At 44.1% G+C, this 23,951-nt stretch carries 21 protein-coding genes; 12 read left to right on the top strand and 9 right to left on the bottom strand.

Annotation, left to right across the window (positions count from 1 at the left end; all coding sequences use genetic code 11):
- Nucleotides 1-306: 306 nt before the first annotated feature.
- The 3 genes from BM292_RS07835 to BM292_RS07825 are packed head-to-tail and all read right to left on the bottom strand — an operon-like array spanning nt 307 to nt 5,730.
- Nucleotides 307-807, bottom strand: a complete 501-nt coding sequence (locus BM292_RS07835; protein WP_092857313.1) for a hypothetical protein — start codon at nt 805-807, stop codon at nt 307-309.
- Between the two features lie 10 nt (nt 808-817).
- Nucleotides 818-3,493: a hypothetical protein gene (locus BM292_RS07830; protein ID WP_092857311.1), complete on the bottom strand. Its 2,676-nt coding sequence runs from the start codon at nt 3,491-3,493 to the stop codon at nt 818-820.
- The gene (locus BM292_RS07825; RefSeq protein ID WP_092857309.1) at nt 3,490-5,730 is read right to left on the bottom strand and encodes a hypothetical protein; all 2,241 of its coding nucleotides are present in this window, start codon (nt 5,728-5,730) and stop codon (nt 3,490-3,492) included. The genes BM292_RS07830 and BM292_RS07825 overlap by 4 nt, the downstream gene beginning before the upstream one ends.
- Nucleotides 5,731-5,772: 42 nt before the next feature.
- On the opposite strand from BM292_RS07825, the gene BM292_RS07820 reads away from it, so the two are divergent.
- A protein-coding gene (locus BM292_RS07820) for an IS3 family transposase (protein ID WP_092857307.1) occupies nt 5,773-6,848 on the top strand; the annotation gives its coding sequence in 2 pieces (ribosomal slippage) (nt 5,773-6,022 and nt 6,022-6,848; 1,077 coding nt in all).
- A gap of 28 nt (nt 6,849-6,876) precedes the next feature.
- On the opposite strand, the gene BM292_RS07815 is transcribed toward BM292_RS07820, so the two are convergent.
- Both BM292_RS07815 and BM292_RS07810 read right to left on the bottom strand, forming a co-directional pair.
- A complete protein-coding gene (locus BM292_RS07815; protein WP_092857305.1) occupies nt 6,877-8,064 on the bottom strand; it encodes a tyrosine-type recombinase/integrase in 1,188 nt (395 codons plus the stop codon).
- Nucleotides 8,065-8,323: 259 nt separating this feature from the next.
- Complete coding sequence (locus tag BM292_RS07810) at nt 8,324-9,754, bottom strand: transporter substrate-binding domain-containing protein (RefSeq protein WP_092857303.1); 1,431 nt, start codon at nt 9,752-9,754, stop codon at nt 8,324-8,326.
- A 140-nt stretch (nt 9,755-9,894) separates the two neighbouring features.
- Between BM292_RS07810 and BM292_RS07805 the strand changes: the two genes are divergently transcribed.
- On the top strand, nt 9,895-11,586 hold the full coding sequence (locus BM292_RS07805; protein ID WP_092857301.1) for a type 1 glutamine amidotransferase family protein: 1,692 nt from the start codon (nt 9,895-9,897) through the stop codon (nt 11,584-11,586).
- Between the two features lie 115 nt (nt 11,587-11,701).
- Here BM292_RS07805 and pyrE read toward each other — a convergent pair whose 3' ends face one another.
- Together pyrE and rph are read right to left on the bottom strand one after the other, a co-directional pair.
- Nucleotides 11,702-12,343, bottom strand: coding sequence for an orotate phosphoribosyltransferase (gene pyrE / locus BM292_RS07800; RefSeq protein WP_092857299.1), 642 nt, complete (start codon nt 12,341-12,343; stop codon nt 11,702-11,704).
- A gap of 57 nt (nt 12,344-12,400) precedes the next feature.
- Nucleotides 12,401-13,114, bottom strand: coding sequence for a ribonuclease PH (gene rph / locus BM292_RS07795; RefSeq protein ID WP_092857297.1), 714 nt, complete (start codon nt 13,112-13,114; stop codon nt 12,401-12,403).
- A gap of 153 nt (nt 13,115-13,267) precedes the next feature.
- Between rph and BM292_RS07790 the strand changes: the two genes are divergently transcribed.
- From BM292_RS07790 to BM292_RS07750, 9 genes are all read left to right on the top strand, one after another.
- The gene (locus BM292_RS07790; protein ID WP_092857295.1) at nt 13,268-14,131 is read left to right on the top strand and encodes a YicC/YloC family endoribonuclease; all 864 of its coding nucleotides are present in this window, start codon (nt 13,268-13,270) and stop codon (nt 14,129-14,131) included.
- A gap of 179 nt (nt 14,132-14,310) precedes the next feature.
- Nucleotides 14,311-15,540 (top strand): tyrosine-type recombinase/integrase, encoded by a 1,230-nt coding sequence (locus BM292_RS07785; RefSeq protein ID WP_092857293.1) that lies wholly within the window; start codon nt 14,311-14,313, stop codon nt 15,538-15,540.
- Nucleotides 15,533-16,066, top strand: coding sequence for a hypothetical protein (locus tag BM292_RS07780; RefSeq protein WP_092857291.1), 534 nt, complete (start codon nt 15,533-15,535; stop codon nt 16,064-16,066). The genes BM292_RS07785 and BM292_RS07780 overlap by 8 nt, the downstream gene beginning before the upstream one ends.
- Before the next feature lie 103 nt (nt 16,067-16,169).
- Nucleotides 16,170-16,400 carry a helix-turn-helix transcriptional regulator gene (locus tag BM292_RS07775; protein ID WP_092857289.1) on the top strand — a complete coding sequence of 77 codons (231 nt, stop codon included), beginning with the start codon at nt 16,170-16,172 and terminating at the stop codon, nt 16,398-16,400.
- A 146-nt stretch (nt 16,401-16,546) separates the two neighbouring features.
- Complete coding sequence (locus BM292_RS11880) at nt 16,547-17,101, top strand: YagK/YfjJ domain-containing protein (RefSeq protein ID WP_092857287.1); 555 nt, start codon at nt 16,547-16,549, stop codon at nt 17,099-17,101.
- A 330-nt stretch (nt 17,102-17,431) separates the two neighbouring features.
- Nucleotides 17,432-17,695, top strand: coding sequence for a helix-turn-helix domain-containing protein (locus BM292_RS07765; RefSeq protein ID WP_092857285.1), 264 nt, complete (start codon nt 17,432-17,434; stop codon nt 17,693-17,695).
- Complete coding sequence (locus BM292_RS07760; RefSeq protein ID WP_092857283.1) at nt 17,661-18,809, top strand: hypothetical protein; 1,149 nt, start codon at nt 17,661-17,663, stop codon at nt 18,807-18,809. The genes BM292_RS07765 and BM292_RS07760 overlap by 35 nt, the downstream gene beginning before the upstream one ends.
- 67 nt (nt 18,810-18,876) lie before the next feature.
- The gene (locus BM292_RS07755) at nt 18,877-20,790 is read left to right on the top strand and encodes an N-6 DNA methylase (RefSeq protein WP_177203816.1); all 1,914 of its coding nucleotides are present in this window, start codon (nt 18,877-18,879) and stop codon (nt 20,788-20,790) included.
- Nucleotides 20,791-21,200: 410 nt separating this feature from the next.
- Nucleotides 21,201-22,043 (top strand): HNH endonuclease, encoded by an 843-nt coding sequence (locus tag BM292_RS07750; protein WP_092857279.1) that lies wholly within the window; start codon nt 21,201-21,203, stop codon nt 22,041-22,043.
- A 179-nt stretch (nt 22,044-22,222) separates the two neighbouring features.
- Here the strand turns inward: BM292_RS07750 and BM292_RS07745 are convergent, their stop codons facing one another.
- The gene (locus tag BM292_RS07745; protein WP_092857277.1) at nt 22,223-22,918 is read right to left on the bottom strand and encodes a DUF2306 domain-containing protein; all 696 of its coding nucleotides are present in this window, start codon (nt 22,916-22,918) and stop codon (nt 22,223-22,225) included.
- 144 nt (nt 22,919-23,062) lie between these two features.
- On the bottom strand, nt 23,063-23,278 hold the full coding sequence (locus BM292_RS07740; RefSeq protein WP_177203815.1) for an integrase core domain-containing protein: 216 nt from the start codon (nt 23,276-23,278) through the stop codon (nt 23,063-23,065).
- A gap of 383 nt (nt 23,279-23,661) precedes the next feature.
- Between BM292_RS07740 and BM292_RS07735 the strand changes: the two genes are divergently transcribed.
- Nucleotides 23,662-23,949, top strand: a complete 288-nt coding sequence (locus BM292_RS07735) for a type II toxin-antitoxin system HicA family toxin (RefSeq protein ID WP_092857273.1) — start codon at nt 23,662-23,664, stop codon at nt 23,947-23,949.
- Nucleotides 23,950-23,951 lie beyond the last annotated feature (2 nt).

Below are 23,951 nucleotides of genomic sequence, written 5' to 3'. Positions count from 1 at the left end.
GTAAGCTGATAGCTCGACTCCTAAACCCATGTAGCGAGCACTATTCGACCATTTTTTTTACTTGTTGTCCCAATGCGTGCATATACCACGCATTGGTTATTCGCTTAACCTTTTTATTATCAAGGCCTAGAGAGCCATTCGGTGCGTATACCACGGATTGACGTTGTTACCAACGTATTTAAAGTGTCAGAAGATTTAGACTATTTGGGAATTAAAAAAAGCCATCGTGAGAGCGATGACTTTTGGTTTTGTAAAATAGTTGGTAACAACAACACATGGTATTAAAAACAGCGGTGGCTTTGCGAATTAAACAAAGCCCAGCGCCTTTCGTACAGGCAATGGAAGCTTTTCTATCGTAAGTTGTAAGAGCTCCACAGCTTGCCGCTTTTCGAGCTCGTCGATTTCTCGTCGTAATTGCTGGTTTGAGCGAAGTAGCTCTGATTTTTTATGAGCCTTACGCCCCTTTTTTCTTGTTTGCTCTAGAGTTTTCTGAATGCAATGTTTCTTATCCAGTAGTCTCTGATTAATCTCCCCTATATAGTTTTTCAGATCTTCAGCGTAACTAGCAGTACTGCCTAAGGTCACACGGCTTACTGATATATTTGTAGCAACTTCAGAGATACTAATTTGCCACTCCGATTTCTTAAGTGTTGACAGTGTTGAGCGGCCATCTTTAAGGCGTTTAGCTTTGACGGCGAACAGCTCATTAATCGCATTGAACGCTTTCAAACTCGCATTGCTATCTGAAACCCACGAAGGATGTTCTTCGTTGCTTATGACCTCGACGAGGTCTAATAGACTTGCCATGGTTGCCTCCTTACGCCGTAACTTCTTTTATTTTGATTAGTAATCGCGGGTCCGCCCCCAGTTTTTCTAACTGCTGGTAGGCTTTTTTCAGATGTTTCGTTGCAGCGATTCGAAATGGCTTCGGAATGTCCTCCTCGGCCGCTACCGTTAGTGAGTTTTCTGCAAGTAATGCGATTGAGCTAATACTCTGCTCAGTTGCAAGAAAGTTGCTGCAGTGCATACAAACGGAAGGCTCAGATACATATCGACGCGGCTCCCCATTTTCCGCACATTTTGCTGTCTGACGAGCATGCTTCTTGAGCAAGCAGAATCCCCAAGTTGAGGCTTGAATGTCAATAATTTCCTCGTTGATTATTTCCATCACTTCATTCAATTGATTTGCCTTTTTAACAGCTGTACCGTTCAACATTCGGTCAATGTATTTACTCATCCCGCCCGCGAATCCTTCTCCTTCTTTAGCGATATAGCTATTTAAAAGAGACGAAATGACCTCTCGTTTCGCAGATTTCAATGTATGAATATTCGCCTTGTCACAAATGTATGCCTGCCACATATCTTTCGATACATGCTTGAATGACGAGCGTATGAAGCTGCCTAGATCGCCCGAAAACCTCCGAAGAACTGCCTCTGCCCACATGTGTCGGAATGCGTGAGCGGTGGGGTATTTGCAAGAGCCTAATATTTCAGCTGTGATTTCCTCGGTTAACAGCGGGCCTACATCTTCAACCCTCAACCGAGTAAGTCGTTCCAAAGTCGAATCAGATAGAAATTCCTTCATTATTTCAATCGTTTCGTTACTGCATGAACCTTCGGCAAATTGACGAACATAATTCTTGCGTTTATCAGAACAAATATAGAAATTGACTCGACGATATTCAGAGCGAGCTAATTCGTACGCATTAACTAGAGAAGAATCAAAAATTTTTAATAGCTGCAGTCTAGTCGAGAGCCAAGCCTCGTTATTACTTTCTATGTCTTGCAACGATGGTACGAATTCGACATGCTCTCTGCAAAAATGATCAATTTCAACAAACTGCGGATAATTCCAAACGAAGTTATGCCAATTTTTCTTAACGCCACGCTGGATCATATCAGATGACTTTGATGCATCTTTCGTTTGTAATCGTTGAAAGCTATATAGCGCTGGCTCATCAAGCAAGTTCTGTGTCAGTAGCGTTTGTTGTTGCAGTACTCGAAACGCATTTAAATTAAGCTCCCTGAGCTCTCTAGCGCCGGCAAGTGTTTTGGGTACGAGGCTGTGAGTGAAATACCTTGCTGGAAATGCAAGTTGATCCCGAACATCGTGGTTTACCTCTAATTTTACATCTCTAATTGAGAAGCCAAATTCGCTTTCTCGCCAACCAACTGATGCAACAAATAAAGTGACGCCGGCAGCTTCAATAGTTCTCATAAATGCGGCTAGATATGTAGCGCCTTTGGAATCGCTTAATTCGAGTCCCATTTTTTCAAAGTGTTGATTGTCGAAAATTACTGCTTTGTGATTTTCAACTAGGGCATTGAGCTTTGTTAAAACTATTTCTTTGCACGCTTTGAAGTCTACATTCGTGCGGGAGCCTTCATATAAAACAATTTCTTGCTCTACCGATTTTAAAATTGGTTGATGAATATCGCGAAATTGAACATATGCATACAGTTCAGCTAGTCGCGTAAAAAAATCCAAATCGCTCTGTTTATCGGACGAATTCATGAACTGTTCAAGTAATCCGCGATCAGCTATTTCTTCTTGAATTTGATCTATCGATTCAAGTTTAGCAAGCATGCTTGTCAGCATGTTGCGCGTGCTACTTCGAATACGTTCAAACAGCTGATCTGACATTTTTGCGCGCAGCGAATCCGGGACATCCGCAACCTCAGCATTTGCTAAAAACTGATTTATTGAACTTTGATAGTTTGAGACGGTGCCTTTACATGCAGCATCATCTAAGATTTTTCGGTAGTTCTTTTGGCATAATCGAATCGCTTGAGCATATCGAGCGTACCGCTGGTAAAGAAGAGCATTGTGCTCAACGAAATAGCGGCCATAATCGAGCGTTAATGAGTTTAAGTTACCACCGTTAAGCCAATCGCCGTAGGCCAATTGGCCTCTAGTTATATCGTTGATAGCTGATTTTAAGGCACTGTCAATCTGAGAGCGCGAAAACGACTCAGTAAGTATTAATTCGCTTTCTACGTTTAATGCTTGAAGCGAGTTAAACCAAGAATTAAGTTGCAGGCCGATGAGTAGCTGCGAACTACTGAGAATTGCGGATTTCGTCATGATTTTTTCCGCATGAACATAAGTGATTAAGCTAAATTCAAGAAAATCAGCTAAGTTGCGTGCGTCTATAGCCACAATATTCTTTTGCTTTAAAAAGGCGAAAAGTTTAATGATTTGATTGTACGTGGCTCGATAGACACTCATCGATGTTTTGTCGGCAACTGCATCCAAAAACATGCATTTTGCAATTAAAACACAATCAATTTTCAGATCACTATTAGCTTGTTGTAGTGCTTCGCTACTTTCGACAATGTCGAATCTTGCATGAAAGTTAACGCTACTTTCAAAAATCCAAATGTCGTCATCAAATTTGCTGATTGAGCCAGTAAGTAGTGGTAAAGATTCGTCATAATATTTATTGACTTGATTTGTACCAGCTGCAGCCAGCTTTGAGTTGTGCTGTTTCAATGTGATAGTCCTTCAATTTTTTGAGTAAATAAATCGGGTAACTTGTGCTTGATCGCACGATATAGCTCCACTCCTCGCCGAACAGTTTTAGGTGATAGCTTTTGGGCAAGCATGGTCTCAGCCCACTCTGAGTTGGGTAAAACCTCCCATTCAAAGAACATTTTGTTGGACTGGAGTAACTCTTTTGAAAACCTTTGGGCTTGATGAATATAATGCTTCATCAATACAACGGTTTCGGCAGAATCAATGACGACCCGCTCAACCCCTTCACTCTTTTCTTCCTGTGAAGAGTTAACGTATCCCCTCGCATTAGGAACTCGCACGCCAGCTTCGGGTGAGCTTTGTATAATCGTTCGATTCACTAAATTAGAAACACTATCGATCGCTGGGTTATCGGTGGGCCGAAATGCATAGCTTTGCATGTCGTTAAATACTAGTCGTGTGACTTGACCGTTCCGGTCTTGCCAATCCTGATTTTGATCGTTCAAATAGTGCTGTAGCTCCGTCGCATTCGAATGCGAATTGAAATTTTGTGGTGAATTTTGATTGAACTGATCGGCAGTCGCATAAATCGCCGAAGTTTTAATTGCGTTTAAACGAATGAAAGACGTCGGGAGATAATTCTTAATATCAGATTTGTACCGTGAATATGATTTCGAACCTTTTTTTTCAGCGATACTTGTCCACCATTCGCTATGAGGTATACCTCCGCTTTCGCTAAAAATTTCAAAGCACTTTGATAAAATATTTGTGAAGCCATTTCGACGAAGTTCACTTTGAATTTCTGAATCGTAAATACGTAATGCGTTAGTAAAACGACTCACGATGGTTCGAGTCTTCCAACTTGGTGTGAAGTGTATTAGATCGCCAGGGTTGAAACCTGAGTCAAAAAGACAAGACGACTGGTCGATAAAGTATTTCTTATAATTTACAATTGCTTGTGCAACTACCGAACTTTTATATGCCAAGTAGGGTGTTATTTTTGCCTGAGCCGCACGAGTTTTATAATACTTCATGTACACCTGCACCAGTTCTCCTCGACTATTGCTAACCCCGATGATATTTCCAGCACACAAGTTTTTAATGTTTGATGGTTGGATCGCCTGTGCAGCGAGAAGAAAAGAAATAAGACATTGTTCGAAATGAGAAGGCTTGTTGAGATGTTCGTAAGCTAGAACGTCTGGAGCATGATATGAGTTTCGTTCATTTAGAAATGATATTTCCGGTGCACAAACCTCTTCTTTTTGCTCATCTAGGTTCACGTATCGAGATTCATTAATTACGTCGACTTGCAGTAGTTTCTGAAATTGGACTTTGCGTTCTGTTTGAAGCTGATTGCAGCACTTGAGCAATGATTCAACATGCTTCTTCTGCTGAGAACGTTTGGAGAGTTCACCATGCTCGCTCGCTGGGTCTTTAATTTCAAATGCACTCAATGAACGCTTCGCATTAATGATATTAATAAGCACGACGGCCACAGCAGTCGTAAAACTACCAATTAAATTTTTTTGATTAGTGAGCTCATAAATCTCAGCATCACTTAAATATGTTCTAAACCACGACAAGTTTAAAAAATAATCTGAAAGTGGTACCTGTTTTCGTCTCTTTTTGGCAGTCCTGGGCTTATTCCGAAGTGTTGCTCGCAAATATGTAATCTGTTCACTCGAAAAACCTGCGTGATTAAGGCCATGGCGAATAACAAGAGCGACCGGGTTTACGTTTGTAGACTGCGATTTAACCTTTGCGACATTTACCCGATACTCCACAAACTCAGCTAAAATGGCAGTAGAAAATTGCTCTTTTAGTAATGACTGTAAGAATGACAAAAAAGGCTTTAACGCACTCAGATAACTAATTTGCGACTGCTTCGAACGCGATAAAAACCATTCGGAGGTTAATGCGGCATTAATTGATTTTATTAGCGCCTTTCGTTCGAAGCAGTCCACCGAAAATTCAAATACGTGATTCTGAATAACAACTCTGTCTTCTTGCGCTACGATCGGAATGACGTTCGATGTTACCTGTTCATTTGAAAGATCTGGATCAACCTCAAAACTATTTATAAATTCAGACATTTGTTGTATAGCCCCTTTTTTTGACTGTGCAGGTCTATAGCCTAGCGCGATGTTTCTATAAGCTATAGAGCACAGAGGGGCGTTTTTGAGGGGGTCTAAGCTTTTGCTTAAAAAATAGTTAGAAAAGTTTTGACCTCTCCCCCAAAAATAGAACCATGACATCGATGAGATTTCCATTAAAATTGAGTTATTGGAGATCTCACTATGAAAAAACGTCACAGCGAAGAACAGATTATCAAGGCTATCAAGGAACATGAAGCTGGTGCCAAGGTAGATGATATATGCCGACGGATGGGTATTTCGAGCGGTACCTTCTACAACTGGCGTAGCAAGTATGCGGGTATGGAAGTTAACGAGGCCAAGCGCCTGCGAGAGCTTGAAGCTGAAAACAGTAAGCTTAAGAAGCTCTTGGCAGAAAAGATGTTGGAGACGGAAGCGTTGAAGGACGTGGTCTCAAAAAAGTGGTAAAGCCCGCCAGCAAAAAGCGTGTGGTTGAGTATATGGTAACCACCTTCAAGCTTAGTGAGCGCCTTGCGTGCAAGTTGGTTGGGCTGAGTCGTACAGCGTATCGATATCAGCCTAAAAAACGTCAGGATGAGTCGGTTACGGCTCGTTTAAAAGAGCTGGCGGTTGAGTATCCACGATACGGCTACTTGATGCTTCATGGTCTTCTTAAGCGTGAGGGATTAGTTAAGAACAAAAAACGGACCTATCGTTTGTATACCGAGCAGGGTCTGCAAGTTCGTACGAAGAAACGCAAGAAACTCGTTCGTCCACGTGTTGTGATGGATACGCCAACGACCGTGAACCAACGTTGGTCGATGGATTTTGTTTCTGATCAACTAGCCAATGGGCGTCGTTTTCGCGTCTTAAATATCGTTGATGACTTTAGTCGTGAAGTGGTTGGTCAGCTGGTCTCTGTATCGATATCAGGGCAACAGGTGGCACGCTTTTTATCGCAAGTTATCGAGGCTCGTGAGAGGCCTGACTCGATTGTTTGCGACAACGGTACAGAGTTTACGAGTAAGGCTATGTTCTTCTGGAGCAAAACTAAAGGTGTACGCCTGAACTTTATTCAGCCAGGTAAACCCACGCAGAATGCTTTCGTAGAGAGTCTGAACGGAAAGTTCAGGAATGAATGCTTAAACCAGCATTGGTTTAGAACTCTTGATGAAGCACGTTACGACATTGAGCAGTGGCAGCGTCATTACAACGAAGAAAGACCACACAGTTCACTGAATTATTTACCGCCAGCTGAATATGCAAAACAGGTGGCATAAAAACTGAAATCTCATTGAAAATATGGTGTTATTTCAGGGGAAAGGTCAGTTTACCTTCTATAATGCTCATATCTTCAATCAAACGTATATATCGTTCGGTTGTGCCTGATTTTGAGTGTCCAAGTCGTTTTGCGACAAGAAACAAAGCAGTTGCTTCCGAATATCCGAGGCCTGACTCTTTCTGTATAAGACTTGCGTAATACTCAGTTGCGAAAGTGTGTCTTAGCTTGTGATATGAGAGCGAGCTGTTTTCTAAATTAGAATCGCATAGCGCTTGGTTAAAGATATTGGTAGCGTGGCGTTCTGAGATCTGTTGCCCAGCGCCGGCAGGGTCGTACCTTATAAATAGCCAAATTGAATCGTCAACCTGATGTCTTTCGATAAATTGCTTTCGCTCATTTTCATAGTACGAGCGAAACGTCTCAAGTAACGTACGCGGAATATAAATGTCGCGAGATTTTTTATATTTCGTGTAGATACCATTCAACGTATAAACGAACGTCTCTTGCTGCGAAGAATCGAGCTGTTTGAATAGTGAAAGAAGTCCCGGTTTAGTAACACATTTTATTTTTTGGTCGTGTAAGCAAAGAGCTCGATTTTCAGATGTTCGTAACCCCAGTTGATATCCACAGCGAATAATTAAACGATCGCGCTCGTTCCGGCATGCTTGCATAATAAGACTTCGCTCTTCTCTCGATACATAATCACTTGCAGAGTGCACTATTTTTGATGAGTTTAAGTTTGCTAATACTTCGCGATTTAATGTTAGAGATGGAATGTCACCAATACGAAGAGTCGATAGAAATAGACGATATGATGTTAATGCTCTTTTCGCCAACTCCAGCGTGGTTACGCTTTTGACCCGCTTACCTAAAACCTCATTAAGATATAAATTCATGAATTTATTATTATTCATGTCTAAATGTGCTTCTTTCAAATTGTCACAGTATTTCGCTAACTCGAAAATGCGAGCCACATAGGCGACGCAAGTTCCAAAGGCAATTTGTTGCTCATTTATTTCGGTTTGTCGATACACGTCTTGCGAAAGTATTTCATTTCTCACGTCTCGCATAACAAGGCTCAGCGAGCGGTTGTAAGTATAGATTGAAAAAAGTGTCGGAAGTAACACAAGACTACCATCGCTATGAAGCAGGATGTCTAAGCGTTTGAATGTTCTGTTAGAAAGCGTTATGTCTTTAAGTACAATTTTTTTCATTACTTCATCCTTTCGAGTGTTTGAATCGAAAAGACTAGCAATAGCTTTAATCAGAGGTAAGAGTACAGACAGGCGTTTTTGGCGGGGTCTAAGCTTTTTCTTTATTGGAGTTTATAGTTACGGCTAAAAGAGCAAGTAATTGGGGCTAACAAAACTATTCTAAATGATACGGGTTGCACGTTTGCCGGTATTTGCAGGCATCACAGGATTAAATAAAGCGATATGAAACATTCCAAGACTCGACACTTTTGCCACGAAACTATGGCGTTGAAGTTTTAGGTAAACTCGCCGCTAAACGAGCATGTTGCAGTTGGGCGGGCGTCATCATGCTCCCGATTTCGCCACTTTTTACCAACTCACGCAGGCGTTTATCAAACCAATCACGAAGTTCGCGACCGCGCGGCGTATCGTGAAACATCACGTGAATCGGCAGGGCTTCGCGCAATGGCAGCTTCACGTAATCGGTCCCCGCCCAATCGGGGGCATTATCTTCGAAGGTCACCACGGCGCCAACCCGTTGCATATCCAGCATCGCGAAACAATCCAGAATGCTATTGGCAAGGTAGTACGTTAAGCCTTCTTTGAAGAAGCTGTGATAATCGTAGCCAGCGACAAAGCAAATGGGCCGCTTCAGCGTACCCGCCTGCATGGCTTCTATATCAGCTTGTTGCAACGCAAAGGCCGCGACCGGACTGTCGTAGTCGAAATGCGTATACGATGGAATGCCATCAATGGATACCTGCGTTTGCGTGCCACCGACTAAAATATCAAACCGATTCTCATTAAAGCCAAGTACCGCGCGTTGATAGCTGTTCGTGTGTAATTCAAGCTCTGGCGTGATGGACTGAAATATCTTTTGTACGAGCTGCCAATACCGACCGGAACCATCAACTTGTGCGCGCTCTTCCATCAGTCCCGCGGTAATTGATAAAGCAGGAAACGTTGGTGGCTCTGGAAACTCATTGCGGCGCTCGAACGTGACACCATGTTCACGGTAAATTGTCGTGACCCGCCCAGCTGCGTGCATCTCTTCCAGCACGGTATTCAAGGCTGGAATCAAGTGCGCATGTTTCTCATGCAAAAAGTGGTAGCCAATCAGCGCACGCATGGGCGTGATGATCAAATGCGGGTTGTCGTAATAGCCTAGCTGACGAGCTTCAAAGTCGTTGAGCATGACTGACTTCACGCGCTGATTGGTAAACATTAAATTCAATTGCTGAATATCAAGCGCTTGCACGGTTGGGCGTTTGTACCGGAATTCTTTAAGTATCCCAATCACCGTTTGCATGCCGCTAATATAGGCGAGGTTCTCAACATCATCCAAGGTACACAAACCGCAATCGCGGCGGTCTGCGACGAGTACAATTTCAAAAGCAAACAGCGGAAACGGCACTTGTTTGAGATTGGTGAATTGATTATCAAGATCAGAAAGCCGCCCTAATTCGCCCGCAATACGTCCAGCATTCGATTCCACCAAGCTACGGTTGCGCGGCATATCGACATAACGCAGCTGAATGCCAAGCTCAGCGTAAGCTTCTTCTAAAATTTCTTGCACCGCAGCCGGCACCGGGCCGTCATCGGGGGCGCGAAAGGTCAGGGTGGTTTGTTCAGCGCGCGTAACAGTGCTTGCCAGCAAGGCAATCACAAGTAGTGCGAAGTGCTGTACGAACTTAGGCAAAAATTTAGCCAAACAAACCTTCCTTTCAGTTTCTGACGAAACAATTAAACCTTCGCCAGTATATCAGGTCGAAGCTTTTATGAAACTAGACTAAAATTGACCTTTGCTTTGAATGCCGTTAGGTTGAGCGCCTGACGTTGTAGGAGTACACCATGAAAGCTTTAGTTAAGACTACCTCACTGGTATTTGCTGTGCTGGGTGGTTTGATTTTTGCACAACAAGCGTCAGCACAAGACGCTGAGCGCGCCACGGGCCCCAATTATCAGCTATTTTTGATGGGCGATGAAATGGCGCTGTGTTCCAGCATGGCGTGGACCCATTGTAATGACACCGATTGGCTGGATGGCGAAACCATGCGCACCGATCGCTACATTAACTTAAGCGAAGCCTACACCACGCCTCTGCTGCGAGATGAATTGTGGCCGGTACACCGTCGCAAGACGCGCGATGACGTAAAAATGGCACTGGAAATTTTGTATGAACGCATGCGTTCGGAAGTGGTGCCTGAGCGCAGTTTCCAAGAAGAGTTTACCCGCCGTGCGACGCGTCATTTGTATGACAGTTTGTCGGAGCGCGAATGGAACCTGATTATTGATTACCTTGAAATGCCGGCGCCAAAAGGTAAACACGATACCGCGCGCCTTGATCTGACGAAGATTCTAGCGAAGCGCCAGATCTTAAACGCGATGTTGGAGCAAGCGCAGAAAGTTCGTGGCGGTGATGCCCCTCCTCGTATTGCTATTGCCGCCGCTGGCGCACGGGATCCAATCACGGCGGTGGAGCCATTTATTAGCGCGTTTGACAGCCTCGGTGCTGAAGTGCGTTGGTTGCCAATTGATGCTGCCGTGAACGCGGCACAGCGCACCGGTAAATGTGATGAGCTGGATGCATTGCGTGAACAAGAACTTGGTACGTGGAAGCGCGCCCGAGTATTCCCAGAGCAACATAAACAGCAAGTAGCGTTCTGCAAAGATGCCCTGCAAGGGCCAAAAATTGTGGATTGGGCGGATGCCGTACTGATTGTCGGCAACGACCCTGGCTTAGTACGTAAAGCATTTTTAGACCCATTGAGTCAGCCGACTGATCTCATGACCAGCATTTACTTAAAAATGCGCGCGAACAAACTCGTGGTTGGCGCAACCAGCGACGCCATGAATGCCATGACTGCACGCTCAATGGTCGCCAGCGGTACCAGCGCTGAAGCATTACGGGCTGGCGCGATTGCCGGCGAAGCACCACCATTTGCCTGTGGCAAAGACGACTCGTGCCCACGCAACATGAACGCTGAGAGCGCAACCTATCATCCATTAGGTGGTGTTGGATTGTTTAATTCTGCGACATTGGATGGCCAGTTCTCTGACATGGGACGCCATGGCCGTTTACTGCGCGTTGCGGCGACCACCAACACGCCATTGGCGGTGGGCATTGATACTCGCACTGCGCTAGCGGTGAATGTGTTAACCGGTGCATTTGAAGTGCTGGGTGAGCGAGGTGTGTTCTTTGGTGTTGGCGCGCAGCAAACCGACAATGCCGTTGCAGCGACCTTCCATTATTTGGTAGCTGGCGCGCGTGGCCGCTTTGCCGATGACGGCATTGTCGATGTGCGTTTTGCGCAGTCAGAAGAAGTAGTGCAAGAACCACCCACCACGCGTTTCTTGAGCGATCGTGGCATGGTGGATTCATTACGCTTGCTGTGCCAAGAGCGCAACAGCTTCAACTTAATTGAGAAGGAATTCCGCTTAATGGTGGCGGGAGACGATGCCACCAAACGCGTCAAAGCCGGCGGCGAATGCCAAGTGACCGATGCCCGCATCGGCCTCTCCTGGCAACCCGACACCTGGTAGCCCGGCGTTCTACGCCGGGACATGACGAAGTCATGGTTATTGTTCGGGGATTCAGAAATTCATAATAGTTTCAAACATTCACGGCGCTTCGCGCCACCCGGCGTGAAACGCCGGGCTACACCCCATACTGCGCCCGATACGCAGTCACCTTATCAAGGTACTGCGCTAAATCGGGCGAGTCTTTTAAATACTCAATCACATCATTGAGCTTCACAATGCTAATCACCGTCGCGTTGTAATCACGCTCAACTTCCTGAATCGCACTCAGCTCGCCTTTGCCTTTCTCTTGGCGGTCTAATGCAATCAACACGCCCGCCAATTCAGCACCATTGGCCTGCACAATTTCCATTGATTCACGAATAGCCGTGCCCGCCGTAATCACATCGTCCACCAGCATCACGCGACCATTGAGTGGTGAACCCACCAAGTTACCGCCTTCGCCGTGGTCTTTCTTTTCTTTGCGGTTAAAGCAATACGGCACGTCTTTCTGATACGAATCAAACAACGCAATCGCCGCCGCTGTAGCAATCGGAATACCCTTGTAGGCAGGGCCAAACAACACATCAAATGCCACGCCGCTGTCTTGCAACGCCGCCGCATAAAAACGACCCAAGCGTGCCAAATCAGAACCCTGATTAAACAGCCCCGCATTAAAGAAATACGGACTGGTGCGGCCTGATTTCAAAGTAAACTCACCAAACTTCAACACGCCACGTTCAATGGCAAATTCAATAAATTCTTTTTGATATTGTTTCATGTCGATTAACCTGTAGCCCGGCGTTTTACGCCGGGTGGCGCAAAGCGCCGTTAATGTTTAAGCCAACGCCTGTTTCTGTAAATCCATCAATTCGCGAATAGCGTGCTTGGCCAAATCCAGCATCGCATTCATGTCTTCGCTTGAGAACGGTTCACCCTCAGCCGTGCCCTGAATTTCAATGAATTTACCCGCTTCGGTCATCACCACGTTCATGTCGGTTTCCGCTTTCGAATCTTCCGGATAATCCAAATCAGCCACCGGATTGCCTTCATACATGCCCACTGAAATCGCCGCCACCAAACCTTTCAACGGATTGGTTTTCACAATACCTTCTTTACGCATCCAGTTCAGTGCGTCCACCAACGCCACACAAGCACCGGTAATCGAAGCTGTACGCGTACCACCATCAGCCTGCAATACGTCACAATCGATCGTGATGGTGTTCTCGCCTAGTGCCGCCATATCGACACACGCACGCAACGAGCGACCAATTAAGCGCTGAATTTCAACGGTACGGCCACCTTGCTTGCCACGCGCCGCTTCACGGTCCATGCGCGAATGGGTTGAACGAGGCAACATGCCGTATTCTGCGGTAACCCAACCTTGGCCCTTGCCCTTCAAAAAGCGCGGCACGCTCTTGTCGACACTCGCGGTACACAACACTTTGGTATCGCCAAACTCAATCAGCACCGAACCTTCGGCATGACGCGTAAAATTCCGGGTAATCGTTACCGGACGAATCTGTTGGGCAGTACGACCACTTGGACGCATGGGTGGCTCCTATTTTGTGCAAAATATTGGTTGGCGATTATATCAGAGATGGATGTGAAATTCCGTTACTACCAACACAGGTTTTATTGCCGTGCTGTACGAGATTGCGATCGGTGATAAACTAACGGCAGATAAAGCTTACAAGGAATAGCAATGATTCAATCAATGACCGGCTACGCGCGCCATGAACTGAAAGCCGAGTGGGGCACCGCTACATGGGAAATGCGCTCGGTAAACCAACGCTTTTTAGAAACCTACTTTCGCTTGCCGGAACAAATTCGCTCGTTAGAAAACGGCCTACGCGACCGCCTGCGCAAGCAATTGCAACGCGGCAAAGTCGAGTGCAACCTGCGTTTGCACATTGAGCAAAAAACCGAAGGTGGTTTGAGCTTGAACGAAGATTTAGCGCGTAGCGTGATTTCATCAGCGAATTGGGTGGCGAACCAAAGCTCAAGCGCACAGTTGAATCCGCTCGATGTATTGCGTTGGCCAGGCGTTGTCGCCCAACAAGAAGACGACATGGATGCCATTCAAGCCGATGTACTCGGCGCCTTTGAAGCCTGCATCGCCGAGTTCATTGAGAACCGTGGCAGTGAAGGAAAAGCCCTCGAGCGCATGATTGAAGAGCGCCTCGAAGGCATTTCGGAACAAGTCACCTTTGTACGCGGCCGCATGCCTGAAGTGCTGCAATGGCAACGCGAGAAGTTGCTGGGGCGCTTTGAAGAAGCGAAGGTGGAGCTCGACCCAACCCGTCTAGAAGCCGAAATGGTGATGCTGGCGCAAAAAATGGACGTCGCCGAAGAGCTTGATCGTCTCAACGCGCACGTGGTTGAAACCCGCAAAATCCTGCGCAAAGGTGGCGCCTGTGGCCGCCGTTTAGACTTCATGATGCAAGAATTTAACCGCGAAGCGAATACCTTGGGATCAAAATCAATTAACGCTGATATTACTGCCGCTGCAGTGGAGTTGAAGGTGTTGATTGAGCAGATGCGTGAGCAGATCCAGAATATAGAATAGGGTCATGTTAAGTTTTGTTAAGTATACTAAGTTTGGATAAGGTCGCGTAGTTGCGGCCTTTTTCGTATCTAATGGTAATGCAATGTTCGTGATTGTCCGCTATATTGTGGTGACAAGGATGGTGACTAGAAATTTATAGCGTCTCCATCATTAGGTTTTGTCACCATTTGGAGATAGTCATGAACAGCAGTCAGATCAAAGCACTTGTTAGAGCCGGACAGGACGTTCGGAAAAGTGTGGGTGATGGGCTCTATTTCAGAATTGAACAAGGTACTGCTTCATGGTTTGTGCGATACACCTACGCGGGTAAGCGCAAGACCATCACCTTGCTGGAAGGATATCCGAAGTGCTCATTGGCTGATGCTAAGGCGCAAGCTGCCGTGATTAAATCAAAAGTTAAGAATGGGATTGACCCTCAGCTTGAACGGCGCCGAGAAACAGGTAGTACTATTCAGACGGTGGATGACTTGTTTCATGATTGGTTCGAGCGATCAGTCGAAGGTCAGGTTAAACATCCTGGTAATGATGAGCGCGTTTATCGAAATTATCTTAAGAATCGCTTGGGCAAATATTCACTAAAAGACATCACACCGATTGATGTTCGCAATGTTCTTGATCAACTGCAGCAGACAGGTCATAAGACGACTTCCGCTCGAGCGCTAAGCATTATGAAGCGGATGTTTAACCATGGCATCAAACTTAATTTGCTAGGTAGTAATCCAGCGATCTATTTTACTGGGCGAGATATTGGTCAAGACTACTCACCTCGAAAGCGCTCGTTGTCTGAAGATGACATAAAGACGGCATTCGCGATCTTCCGGAAGCATCAAGATATCTTTACTCGCGACAATTACCTAGCGTGTCTTTTGCTTCTGCATCTGGGCTGTCGCAAGTCTGAAATCATATCATCGCGTTGGGAACAAATTGATTTAGAGGACCAGACCTGGTTCTTTCCCGAGAATAAAACCAGTAAGCCAATTACGGTGCCTATCCCAAATCAAATGCTACCCGTGATTCAAGAATTAAAAGTTCGCTGTGCAGGTTCTGAATATGTATTTCCCTCGCGTCGCCGAAGTAAACGACGAGGGTATATTTCTGACGATACGCTGAATCATGCGTTAGCAAAACTATTCGGCCAGAAAGTTGATAGCAAGAAACAACCCTACCCCAATGTTCTTGGTTCAGCGGGAGTCGAACATTTTACAGTACATGACTTACGCAGAACCTATAGAACTCTGTTGGCCCGGTTGAAAGTGCCAGATCAGATAGCCGAACGATGCTTAAACCATGAGCTGCAAGGCATTCTGAAGACTTACAATCAACATGATTATCTTGAAGAGCGTAGAGAAGTTAACGCCGAGGTAGCTGATTTCTTTGAGCCATTAATACAAGGAGGTAATGATGAGTAAACGTGATGAGTTTATTAAAGGTCCGAATGCACTCAGACTTGCGCAAATAGAGCACAGTTTGCAGCGGATTAAAGACGCTGGCTTTGAGCGCGAGGCGGAATTGCTTAGGAGCGAGATTGAAATGCTGCGACAGAAAGCTGGCGCTGTTTATGACTCGGTTGAGCCGATTTTCGACGAGAATGTAAAACGGAGAAGACAACCTAAAAATGCAGCAACAGTTCGACATCAAGGCCTCGAAGAGTACAAACAACGTTTACGTGAGTGGGCGGTTGATAAATATCTTCAAGACCGAAAAGATGCATTTGAAAATGACCGAAGTTATCGTTCGAAGCGAGACGGGAAAAGTAACGCGGCAGATTGGCTGAGGGATTGTTACGAAAAAGATAGAGACTTCGAGAAGAAACCGATCGGAACCCCAATTGATGCAGGTATGGGGAATCTTTTCGGAAGTCCACCACCGCCTGAAAATCGTTCGTTTCGACCAAAGAAGAACTTCTTTTATGAAGCAATAAAAGAAAAACCGTAAACCATGCGCGCATATCTACGGTGAACGTTTAAGTTGCGCGCATGTCGCCGATTTCCATCAGTTAACTTGCTTCTGACATTCACAACCTGTTAGAGGCAACGAGATGAAAATACAAACCACAAGCTTCATTCCTGTGCAGCGTAAACCTAAAGATCGTTTAGTTCGCGAGCGTGAGTGCAGAGCGATTACTGGATTAGCTCGTCAGCGGCGTTGGGAACTTGAGAAGCAAGGTAAGTTTCCGAAACGAGTTCATCTAGGAACACGCTCGGTGGCTTGGCGTTTGAGTGACCTTGAAAAATGGATCGATGAAGTATCTGAAAATGGACTTGTTTGATCCAACACTGACGGTTTCAGACGATTATAGGCGTCAACCTGACTTTTCTATTTACCGTTTTTAGTTTCAATGTGGCAGGCATAGCTCATGGAAGAGCAAAGGCCGCGAGCAATAACTAGGTAATTAATAATATCTATGGGTACTTTATGAACCATTCTTATAAGGAAACTTGGTTTCACCATCGAGGCATTGATTGGCTCGTTAATGCTCGTGGAAGTGGTCTAGATCCTCAAATCTTACGCAAGGTTCTTGATGTGCCGCTATGGATGCTCAATAATCATCGAAAAGTTTTTCTATTTCGCTTCGATTTGTCGTGTTATACGTCGCAACGGAATAATAAGAGTATAAGCCTTTTAATTAGTAGAGTTAAAAACAAAGTTCGCCTTCAAAAATATTCAAAGAGAATAGCTATTTGCTGGGCTCGGGAAATTCACTCAGCTGATACGCCACACTATCATGTTCTAGTTGCGTTAGACGGAAGCAAAGTCAACTCTCCTTACGTTTTAAGCGAATGGATAAAGTTCTATTGGTTCCATCATGGACGATATACTGCCGTCAAATATTACAAATTAGATAGAACTGACACAGATGAATTATTTCAAGCGATATGGCATTTTAGCTATCTTGCAAAAATCAGAGGAAAAGAAGTTAAGTTCGAGAATACACGCCGGTTCAGCGTCTCTTTTACCGAGTTATATTAAATTAATCTCTACTCGACCAGGTTAAACTGTATCTTTATCGAGATATCATGTGCCTAGAATTAATCGAGCCTGATAAATATATATAAAATGCTCAGATTTTGAATAGCTACCAAATGTTAGACAATTGCATCTTGCGAAGATCTTTAGTGCGAAAGGAATGGTATTTTTTCTTGAGATTTTATAGTAATGCCTATTCTTAATGTGATGTCATTCGTCTATTCAATGTTACAAATTATTGGTTTTATACCCTTCTATACATGTTACTCATAGTCCGTAGAACTATAGTCAACAAGAGCGCATCATTCTCTCTATAGACTGGAGGGGCATCAATTGGATAGCGAAAAAGTTCTTGAGGCTTTCGGCGCAAATCTTCGCAGGATTCGAGAGACTAGAAAAATTAGTCAAGAAAAGCTGGGTGAAATTGCTAACATCGATAGAACCTACGTATCAAGTGCCGAGCGAGGCAAACGCAATGTTAGTCTTATTAACATCATAAAATTTGCAAATGCTTTAGAAGTTAATCCGTCCGCCCTTCTAGATTTTCAATGGGAGGAAATGGATGAGATACCTAGATACCATAAAACAAAAATTTGAAGAGCTAGAGACAGAGACAGTAGGGGCCTCTTTTGGTGGTCCCTCGATTGAGGGGCGGGCGCCGAACTTCGATTTTTCCCCGGTAGTTACCTGGGCTATTGAAAATATTGACGAGTTAGATATTGAAAGCAAGTCAACTATAACTGCTATTCGTGACAATATGAGTGAGGCCGAGTTTAAATACATAGTTTCTTCAATTTTTCGCTTTGCGTTTTGTATCGAGCTGACAAACCTAAAGATAACGTCAACAAAGATGAAGACTAGGTGGGTTACTGGTAGCATTACAAAAACGCGCTTGGGAACATTTGAAAATTATGTAGGTACGTTTGCGCCCAATCAAGATCAACGCTCTTCGTCTTTTGAAGAGTGTGCCGGGATACTGTTTAAGTGTTTTGAGTTATTGTCTAGTTCCGCAATGCACCTAGCAGTCGCGAAGAAGCTGCAGAGTCAGAAGTGTAGAGGAACACCATACGAATCTGTTTTCACATACATAGACCCAAGTTTGTCTCCTGTCCACACTGTTCAAAATATACGTCTTACTGAACTCACAGATATAGAGTGGTTGATTCTGGCCAGACCGTTAATCAGGCCTGAAATAAAGCTAAATTTAGAGGGTAAGGATAGTAAACTCATAAGTAAGATAGCAACGAAATGTTATAAAACAGATAGGTCACAAACAGGTGAAATGCAGACAAATAGGGCTAAGCGTTGGGAATGCCTCAGTGTAGATTTTCAACATGCTAGTATTGAGGAGTGTTGGTCTGTAGAACGAAAGCTGCTAAACGAATTGGCTCACTTCCAAGGATTCCCCGATGACAAGAAGTCCGCTTTAATTGAGCGAGGCCTTTTCGGTACTCAAGATGTAACATTATGTCCGATAACACTTAAGCCTATGATTTTTAATGAAATACTTGGAGGGGGTGCGCACGGTGAGTCTAATTTCCAAGTGGGGCATATGGTTCCGCTGAAGGCTGGGGGAAGACATTCTGGTGAAAATATTAAGTGGATTTCACAAGATGGTAACCGAATACAAGGTAGCTTGAGTATTAGCGCCACTCAAGAGATGCTCCGAGGTATTTTCAATCGAATGATGGATGTTGGTATTCTAAGCTAGTCTCTAAATGCAGGTCCTGTTATGCTATTGCATAGTTTCATACTCTGATAGAGGTAGCAGTTCTGTAATGAAAAATACGAGCCTTAACACTGTTTTTTATCAAATTCGAAATTACCTAGCTGGGAAAGCGTTGGGCATCACGCGGGATCGCTCACTGATGCATGAGGTAGTGAAATGTTTATTCTGCAAAGTGAGTCATTTAGAGGAAGTTGGTGGGGACGATAATGAAGAAGCAATTGCAAAAAAATACAGGGAAGCTTTTTCTCATTTAAAGCGGAAAAATCAGTCAATATTTAATCAAGATGAGGAAATTCTGTTAGATCCTGAATCTATCGTATTTATTCATAACGCCCTGTGTTCCGTAAACCTTGAAGATCCCACGAATGATCCATTGAGCGAGTTATATCAGGTTTTTGTTAGTTCAGAAGCTCGAGGTTCTGAAGGTCAATTTTTTACGCCTTCGGTCGCTGTGAACTGGTTGGTACAAGCAATCGCGCCAAAAGAGGGACAGAAAATAATTGATCCTGCATGTGGAGCAGGAAGCTTTTTAAGCTACTCAGCACGATACTTGAAAAATGATGGTGTTAGCTCGGAAAAAATAAACACCAATCTATATGGACTGGAAAAAGACGAATACCTATCTAAATTAGCAAATACTCATATCGCTCTTTCCACGTTTGCAGAGAGTAATGTTGTATGCGCTGACTCAATTGAACGCTCCACGCTGGACGGCAAACCGATTCCTTTCGACCTGGATAACCAGTTCGATGTTGTTTTAGCAAATCCACCCTTTGGTGCAAAGATAAAAATTGGCTCTGAAAAAGCCAAGAAGAGCTTCGACTTAGCCCATAAATGGACTAGAAGTAAGGAGTCTGGACGCTTTCTAAAAGCAGAGAGTTTAGTCGCAAATCCGAGCCCACAAATTTTGTTTCTTGAGTTATGTGTAAAGCTGCTTAAGGATGGTGGACGCTTGGGGATAGTCGTTCCAGAAAGTATGCTTTCTAGTTCGTCAGGTGGGCATGTAGTTCAATATTTGATGGATAATACCGATATAAACGCTATTGTTGGAATGCCTGAAAACTTGTTTAAGACATCGGGGAAAGGAGGCACTCATACTAAGACTTGCTTGGTCGTTGCGACTAAGTGTTCCGCACCGAATCCGAAAAGTAAAATTTTCATGGCGGAAGCAAAGTGGTGTGGGCATGATAGTCGAGGTAATCCCATACCACACAACGATCTTCCTGTGATTATTGGAAATTATATTAATCGTATTGAATGCGGCGGTACTGAAGCACATCTAGGTTACTTCGTAGAACGCTCACAAATTCAAAACAACGTTTTGGCACCTCGCTATTATAATCCAGAGCCGATTCTCGCTCTAAATGCGCTATCAGCTACTCACGATTTAATAAATTTAGGTAAATTAGTCGAAAAAGGTGTTGTGAGCATTTCTACCGGTGATGAGGTTGGAAAATTAGCCTACGGTACAGGAAGCATACCCTTTGTTAGAACTTCTGACATCTCAAACTGGGAAATAAAGTTAGATCCCAAGCATGGAGTATCGCAGGAAATATATGAAAAATATGCGAAAAGGCAAGATGTGAAGGAGGGAGATATTCTAATGGTAAAGGATGGAACTTACTTGATTGGTACTTGCGCTTTTGTATCAAAATACGATACGAAAATGCTATACCAGAGTCACCTATACAAGATTAGGGTAAATGATGAGAAAGTGTTGTCCCCATATATGCTTTTGGCTGCTCTATCCAGCCCATTAGTTATAGAACAAATTCAGTCCAAACGATTTACTCAAGACATAATCGACTCTCTTGGAAAGCGTATAATGGAATTAATCATTCCAGTTCCTAAAGATTACACAAAACGATCTACTATCATAGAGATGACGAAGCGCTCTATTGATGAGCGAATCGAATCAAGAGAGCTTGCACGAAAAGCAAAAATTTTGGTTGGGCAAATATAATGAAATTAGTAACTGCTTGTGCGTGAATCTCAAATGGACATAAGGTAATTTACCTTTGCATTATGATGGGCTGGATTCCGTATCGAGCCCACAATCTTTTTCATTCTTGATGGGCCGCGTTGCTTGCGTTAGTGATGTGCTGATTAATCTAGTAGTGTTAGTGTTTTTCGATATTAGGTTTTTAGCTGTATTTTTAGCTATAGCTCACTTGTCGATGAGATTTAAACCCAGTAAAGGCCCCCCAACTCGGTATTGTCGTTTTAGTATTTAACATTATAACTACTATGAGTATGCGGTCTTTCAACGCCTATGCACGTTGGCTCAGGCTAATTTGCGAAATTGACCAGGAGACATCCAGTCGTGTTAAGGCTAATCTTTCCTCAATGTGAATTAATGGAAAAGGGACATCTATGTTCGTAGTTGGAAAAAGTTATCGCCGAGCAACCGATATACACGAGCATTTTGGAGGTCAACGACGCGGAGGTATAGCTACACCTAAAGAACACCGCGCTGTTTTTTTGTTTACTTCTCCTGGTGGTGAAGAACTTGGGTATATCGATGGTTTTGTAGATGGTGTTTTCATGTATACCGGCGAGGGACAGTTAGGTGACATGAAAATGCAAAAAGGTAATCTAGCAATTAGAGATCATAAAACCAACGGGAAAAAACTTTATTTATTCGAAAAGCAAAACTCAAAAAGCCCATTTGTCAATTTTGTGGGTGAGGCAGAATGTATCGGTTATCACGAAGAGAAGAGGCCTGATCGAGACGGAAACCTAAGAAATGTCTTTGTATTTCATCTTACTGTTGATTCGATTTTTGATAAAGAACAAGTATATGAACCTAGGAAGATATACGGCGACTACAATGAAACTAAGTTGAGAAATTCTAACTTGAGAGAGTTAAGAGTACTTGCGCTTGCGGCTGTATCAGCCTTTCCTGATCCGTCTCCAAGAGAGCAGGCTGTGATCACTAGACTTCGTTCAGAAGCGATAAAGCTGTATGTATTAAAACGCTCAAAAGGAATATGTGAGGGCTGCGGAGATCCTGCGCCGTTCGAGACAAAGTCAGGTCCGTTCTTGGAGTGTCACCATATGAATCGTTTAGCTGATGGCGGGCCCGATCATCCGGAGAATGTTGTTGCTGTCTGCCCTAATTGTCATCGACGAGCGCATTACGCGATGGATAGTAAAGAATATAATCAGACTTTAAGAGATAAGGTAAAATTAGTCGAGGCTGAACTTGCTTTGTAAATCATGCCGAGTGGTGACAAAAATGGTGACTATGAAATATATTTATCGCTAATGTTCATGCATATCATATACATACACTCATGAAATACATTCAGATCCAAAACATCGAGTAGCCCATACCGTAGCCCGGCGTTCTTTCCGTAAGGTACGCCGGGTGGCGCAACGCGCCGTTAATTAAATCAACGGCCCCAGCGCCGCGAAGCCCAAGCAATGCCCGCGGTACCAATAACGCCCGGAAGTATCCAGGCGGCCAGCTGCCATTCGCCTAAAAAACTCAGCCAATGGCGCGCGCCGAAGGCCAGAAATGCGGTGTAAGCAGCTATACCAGAGCCAAGAATCGCGCCAATGTGTTCGGTTAACCAGATCTTACGTGGTGGGTTTTTCCGAAATGCAAAATGGCCCATGCTAGTGCCAATAAACACACCTAAACCGCCGAATACGTAATGCAAAATAAGCGTTGAGCTAGAATTAACGGCTATAACAAGCAGCGTAGTGCCACCACCAACTAATATGGCTGGCATCCATAAAAAGCCAACGCGGCGAAATACCGAAGTATCGGTTTTGTGTTTAAGCACTAGCATGGCGTGGCGCACGCTAATAAAGGTTAGCGCTGACAAAAACAGCAGCAAAGTATAAAACTGATTAATCACGACAAGCGAGGCGTTTGGCTTAAAGTAGCCGGGGCTAACCAGCACCATTACCGACATGACAATACCTGAAACGGCGACAATATACATCAGCCATACGTACATTTTGCCGTAGCGAACGTGTGTGGGGCCGCCTTTTCGCGCAAGTATAGGCACCCAGAAAAGCACCAACGCCAATGCGCCAAGTACCACGTGTAAATTCAATAGTGTTTCGTGAATAAAAAGCATAGCCGCCTCCGAAAAATATCAATTCATCCTAGTCAATCTTTGGCTGCTAGCCAATATATCTTGGGCTATTATCCTATTTTTGGCCGATTAATAGGAATATAGTTGTAAATACCCCATTTATAACACAGTCATCTCGTAGAATATTTATGCCGCATTTCGGTACTCAAACGGCGTCATATCATTGAGTGAGTTGTGCGGTCGTTCGTTGTTGTATAACTCAATCCAGTCTTCGGTTATTTGCTTCGCTTCGTTTAGGTTGTTGAAGATGTAACAATCGAGTACATCATCACGATAAGTTCGGTTAAACCGCTCAATATATGCGTTCTGGTATGGGCAGCCGGGCTTGATGTAATCAATCATAATGTCGTGCGCTTTTGCCCAGTTGACGAATACTTCGGAGGTGAATTTGCTGCCGTTATCAACCCGAATTTTCTCAGGGTAGTTACACAACCTAACCCGCGCATACTTCGAGTGTAGTCAATCTCGTATTTTAAGATTCAAGCCTAAAAATACCATCTCGGACATGGATAAGCATGTTAGCTTATGAAGACCTATCAGTTGAATGCTATGTCAGTAAACTGTTCATGTGTGACGTGGAATATTTTAAGTTAATGAGGTCCAGCATTGGCAATGCCGGATGAGCTTTTGTCGTCATAGCGGAGGAAGGGAAGCATGCTTGCATTTAACAGAAACCAGAGTAAAATTCTCACCTCGGAGACTTTGACACTATATATGGTGTCATAATGTCTGGAAACTTATTTAAAGACACACTAAGCTTGTTTGAGAGTGGTAAAGCGTTGCGATGCAAAGATGTCATCACAGAGCTCGAAGCGCTTGGTTTCGAGGTGCGAGATGGCAAACGCGGTGGGCATAAAGTATATGTTCATGATGGCCTGGATGATTTTTACTCAAGCTCATTTAACTGCGATCACGGTAAGAATCCGCAAATAAAGCCAGGCTACATTAAGAAAATAATGAAAGTATTGAAGCAGTATGAACAAGAGCTCTTAGAGCTACTTGGTGAGAAATAACG

Source organism: Pseudidiomarina tainanensis (assembly GCF_900115255.1).
GTDB classification, from domain to species: Bacteria; Pseudomonadota; Gammaproteobacteria; order Enterobacterales; family Alteromonadaceae; genus Pseudidiomarina; species Pseudidiomarina tainanensis.
This window is presented reverse-complemented; position numbering and strand designations above follow the sequence as displayed.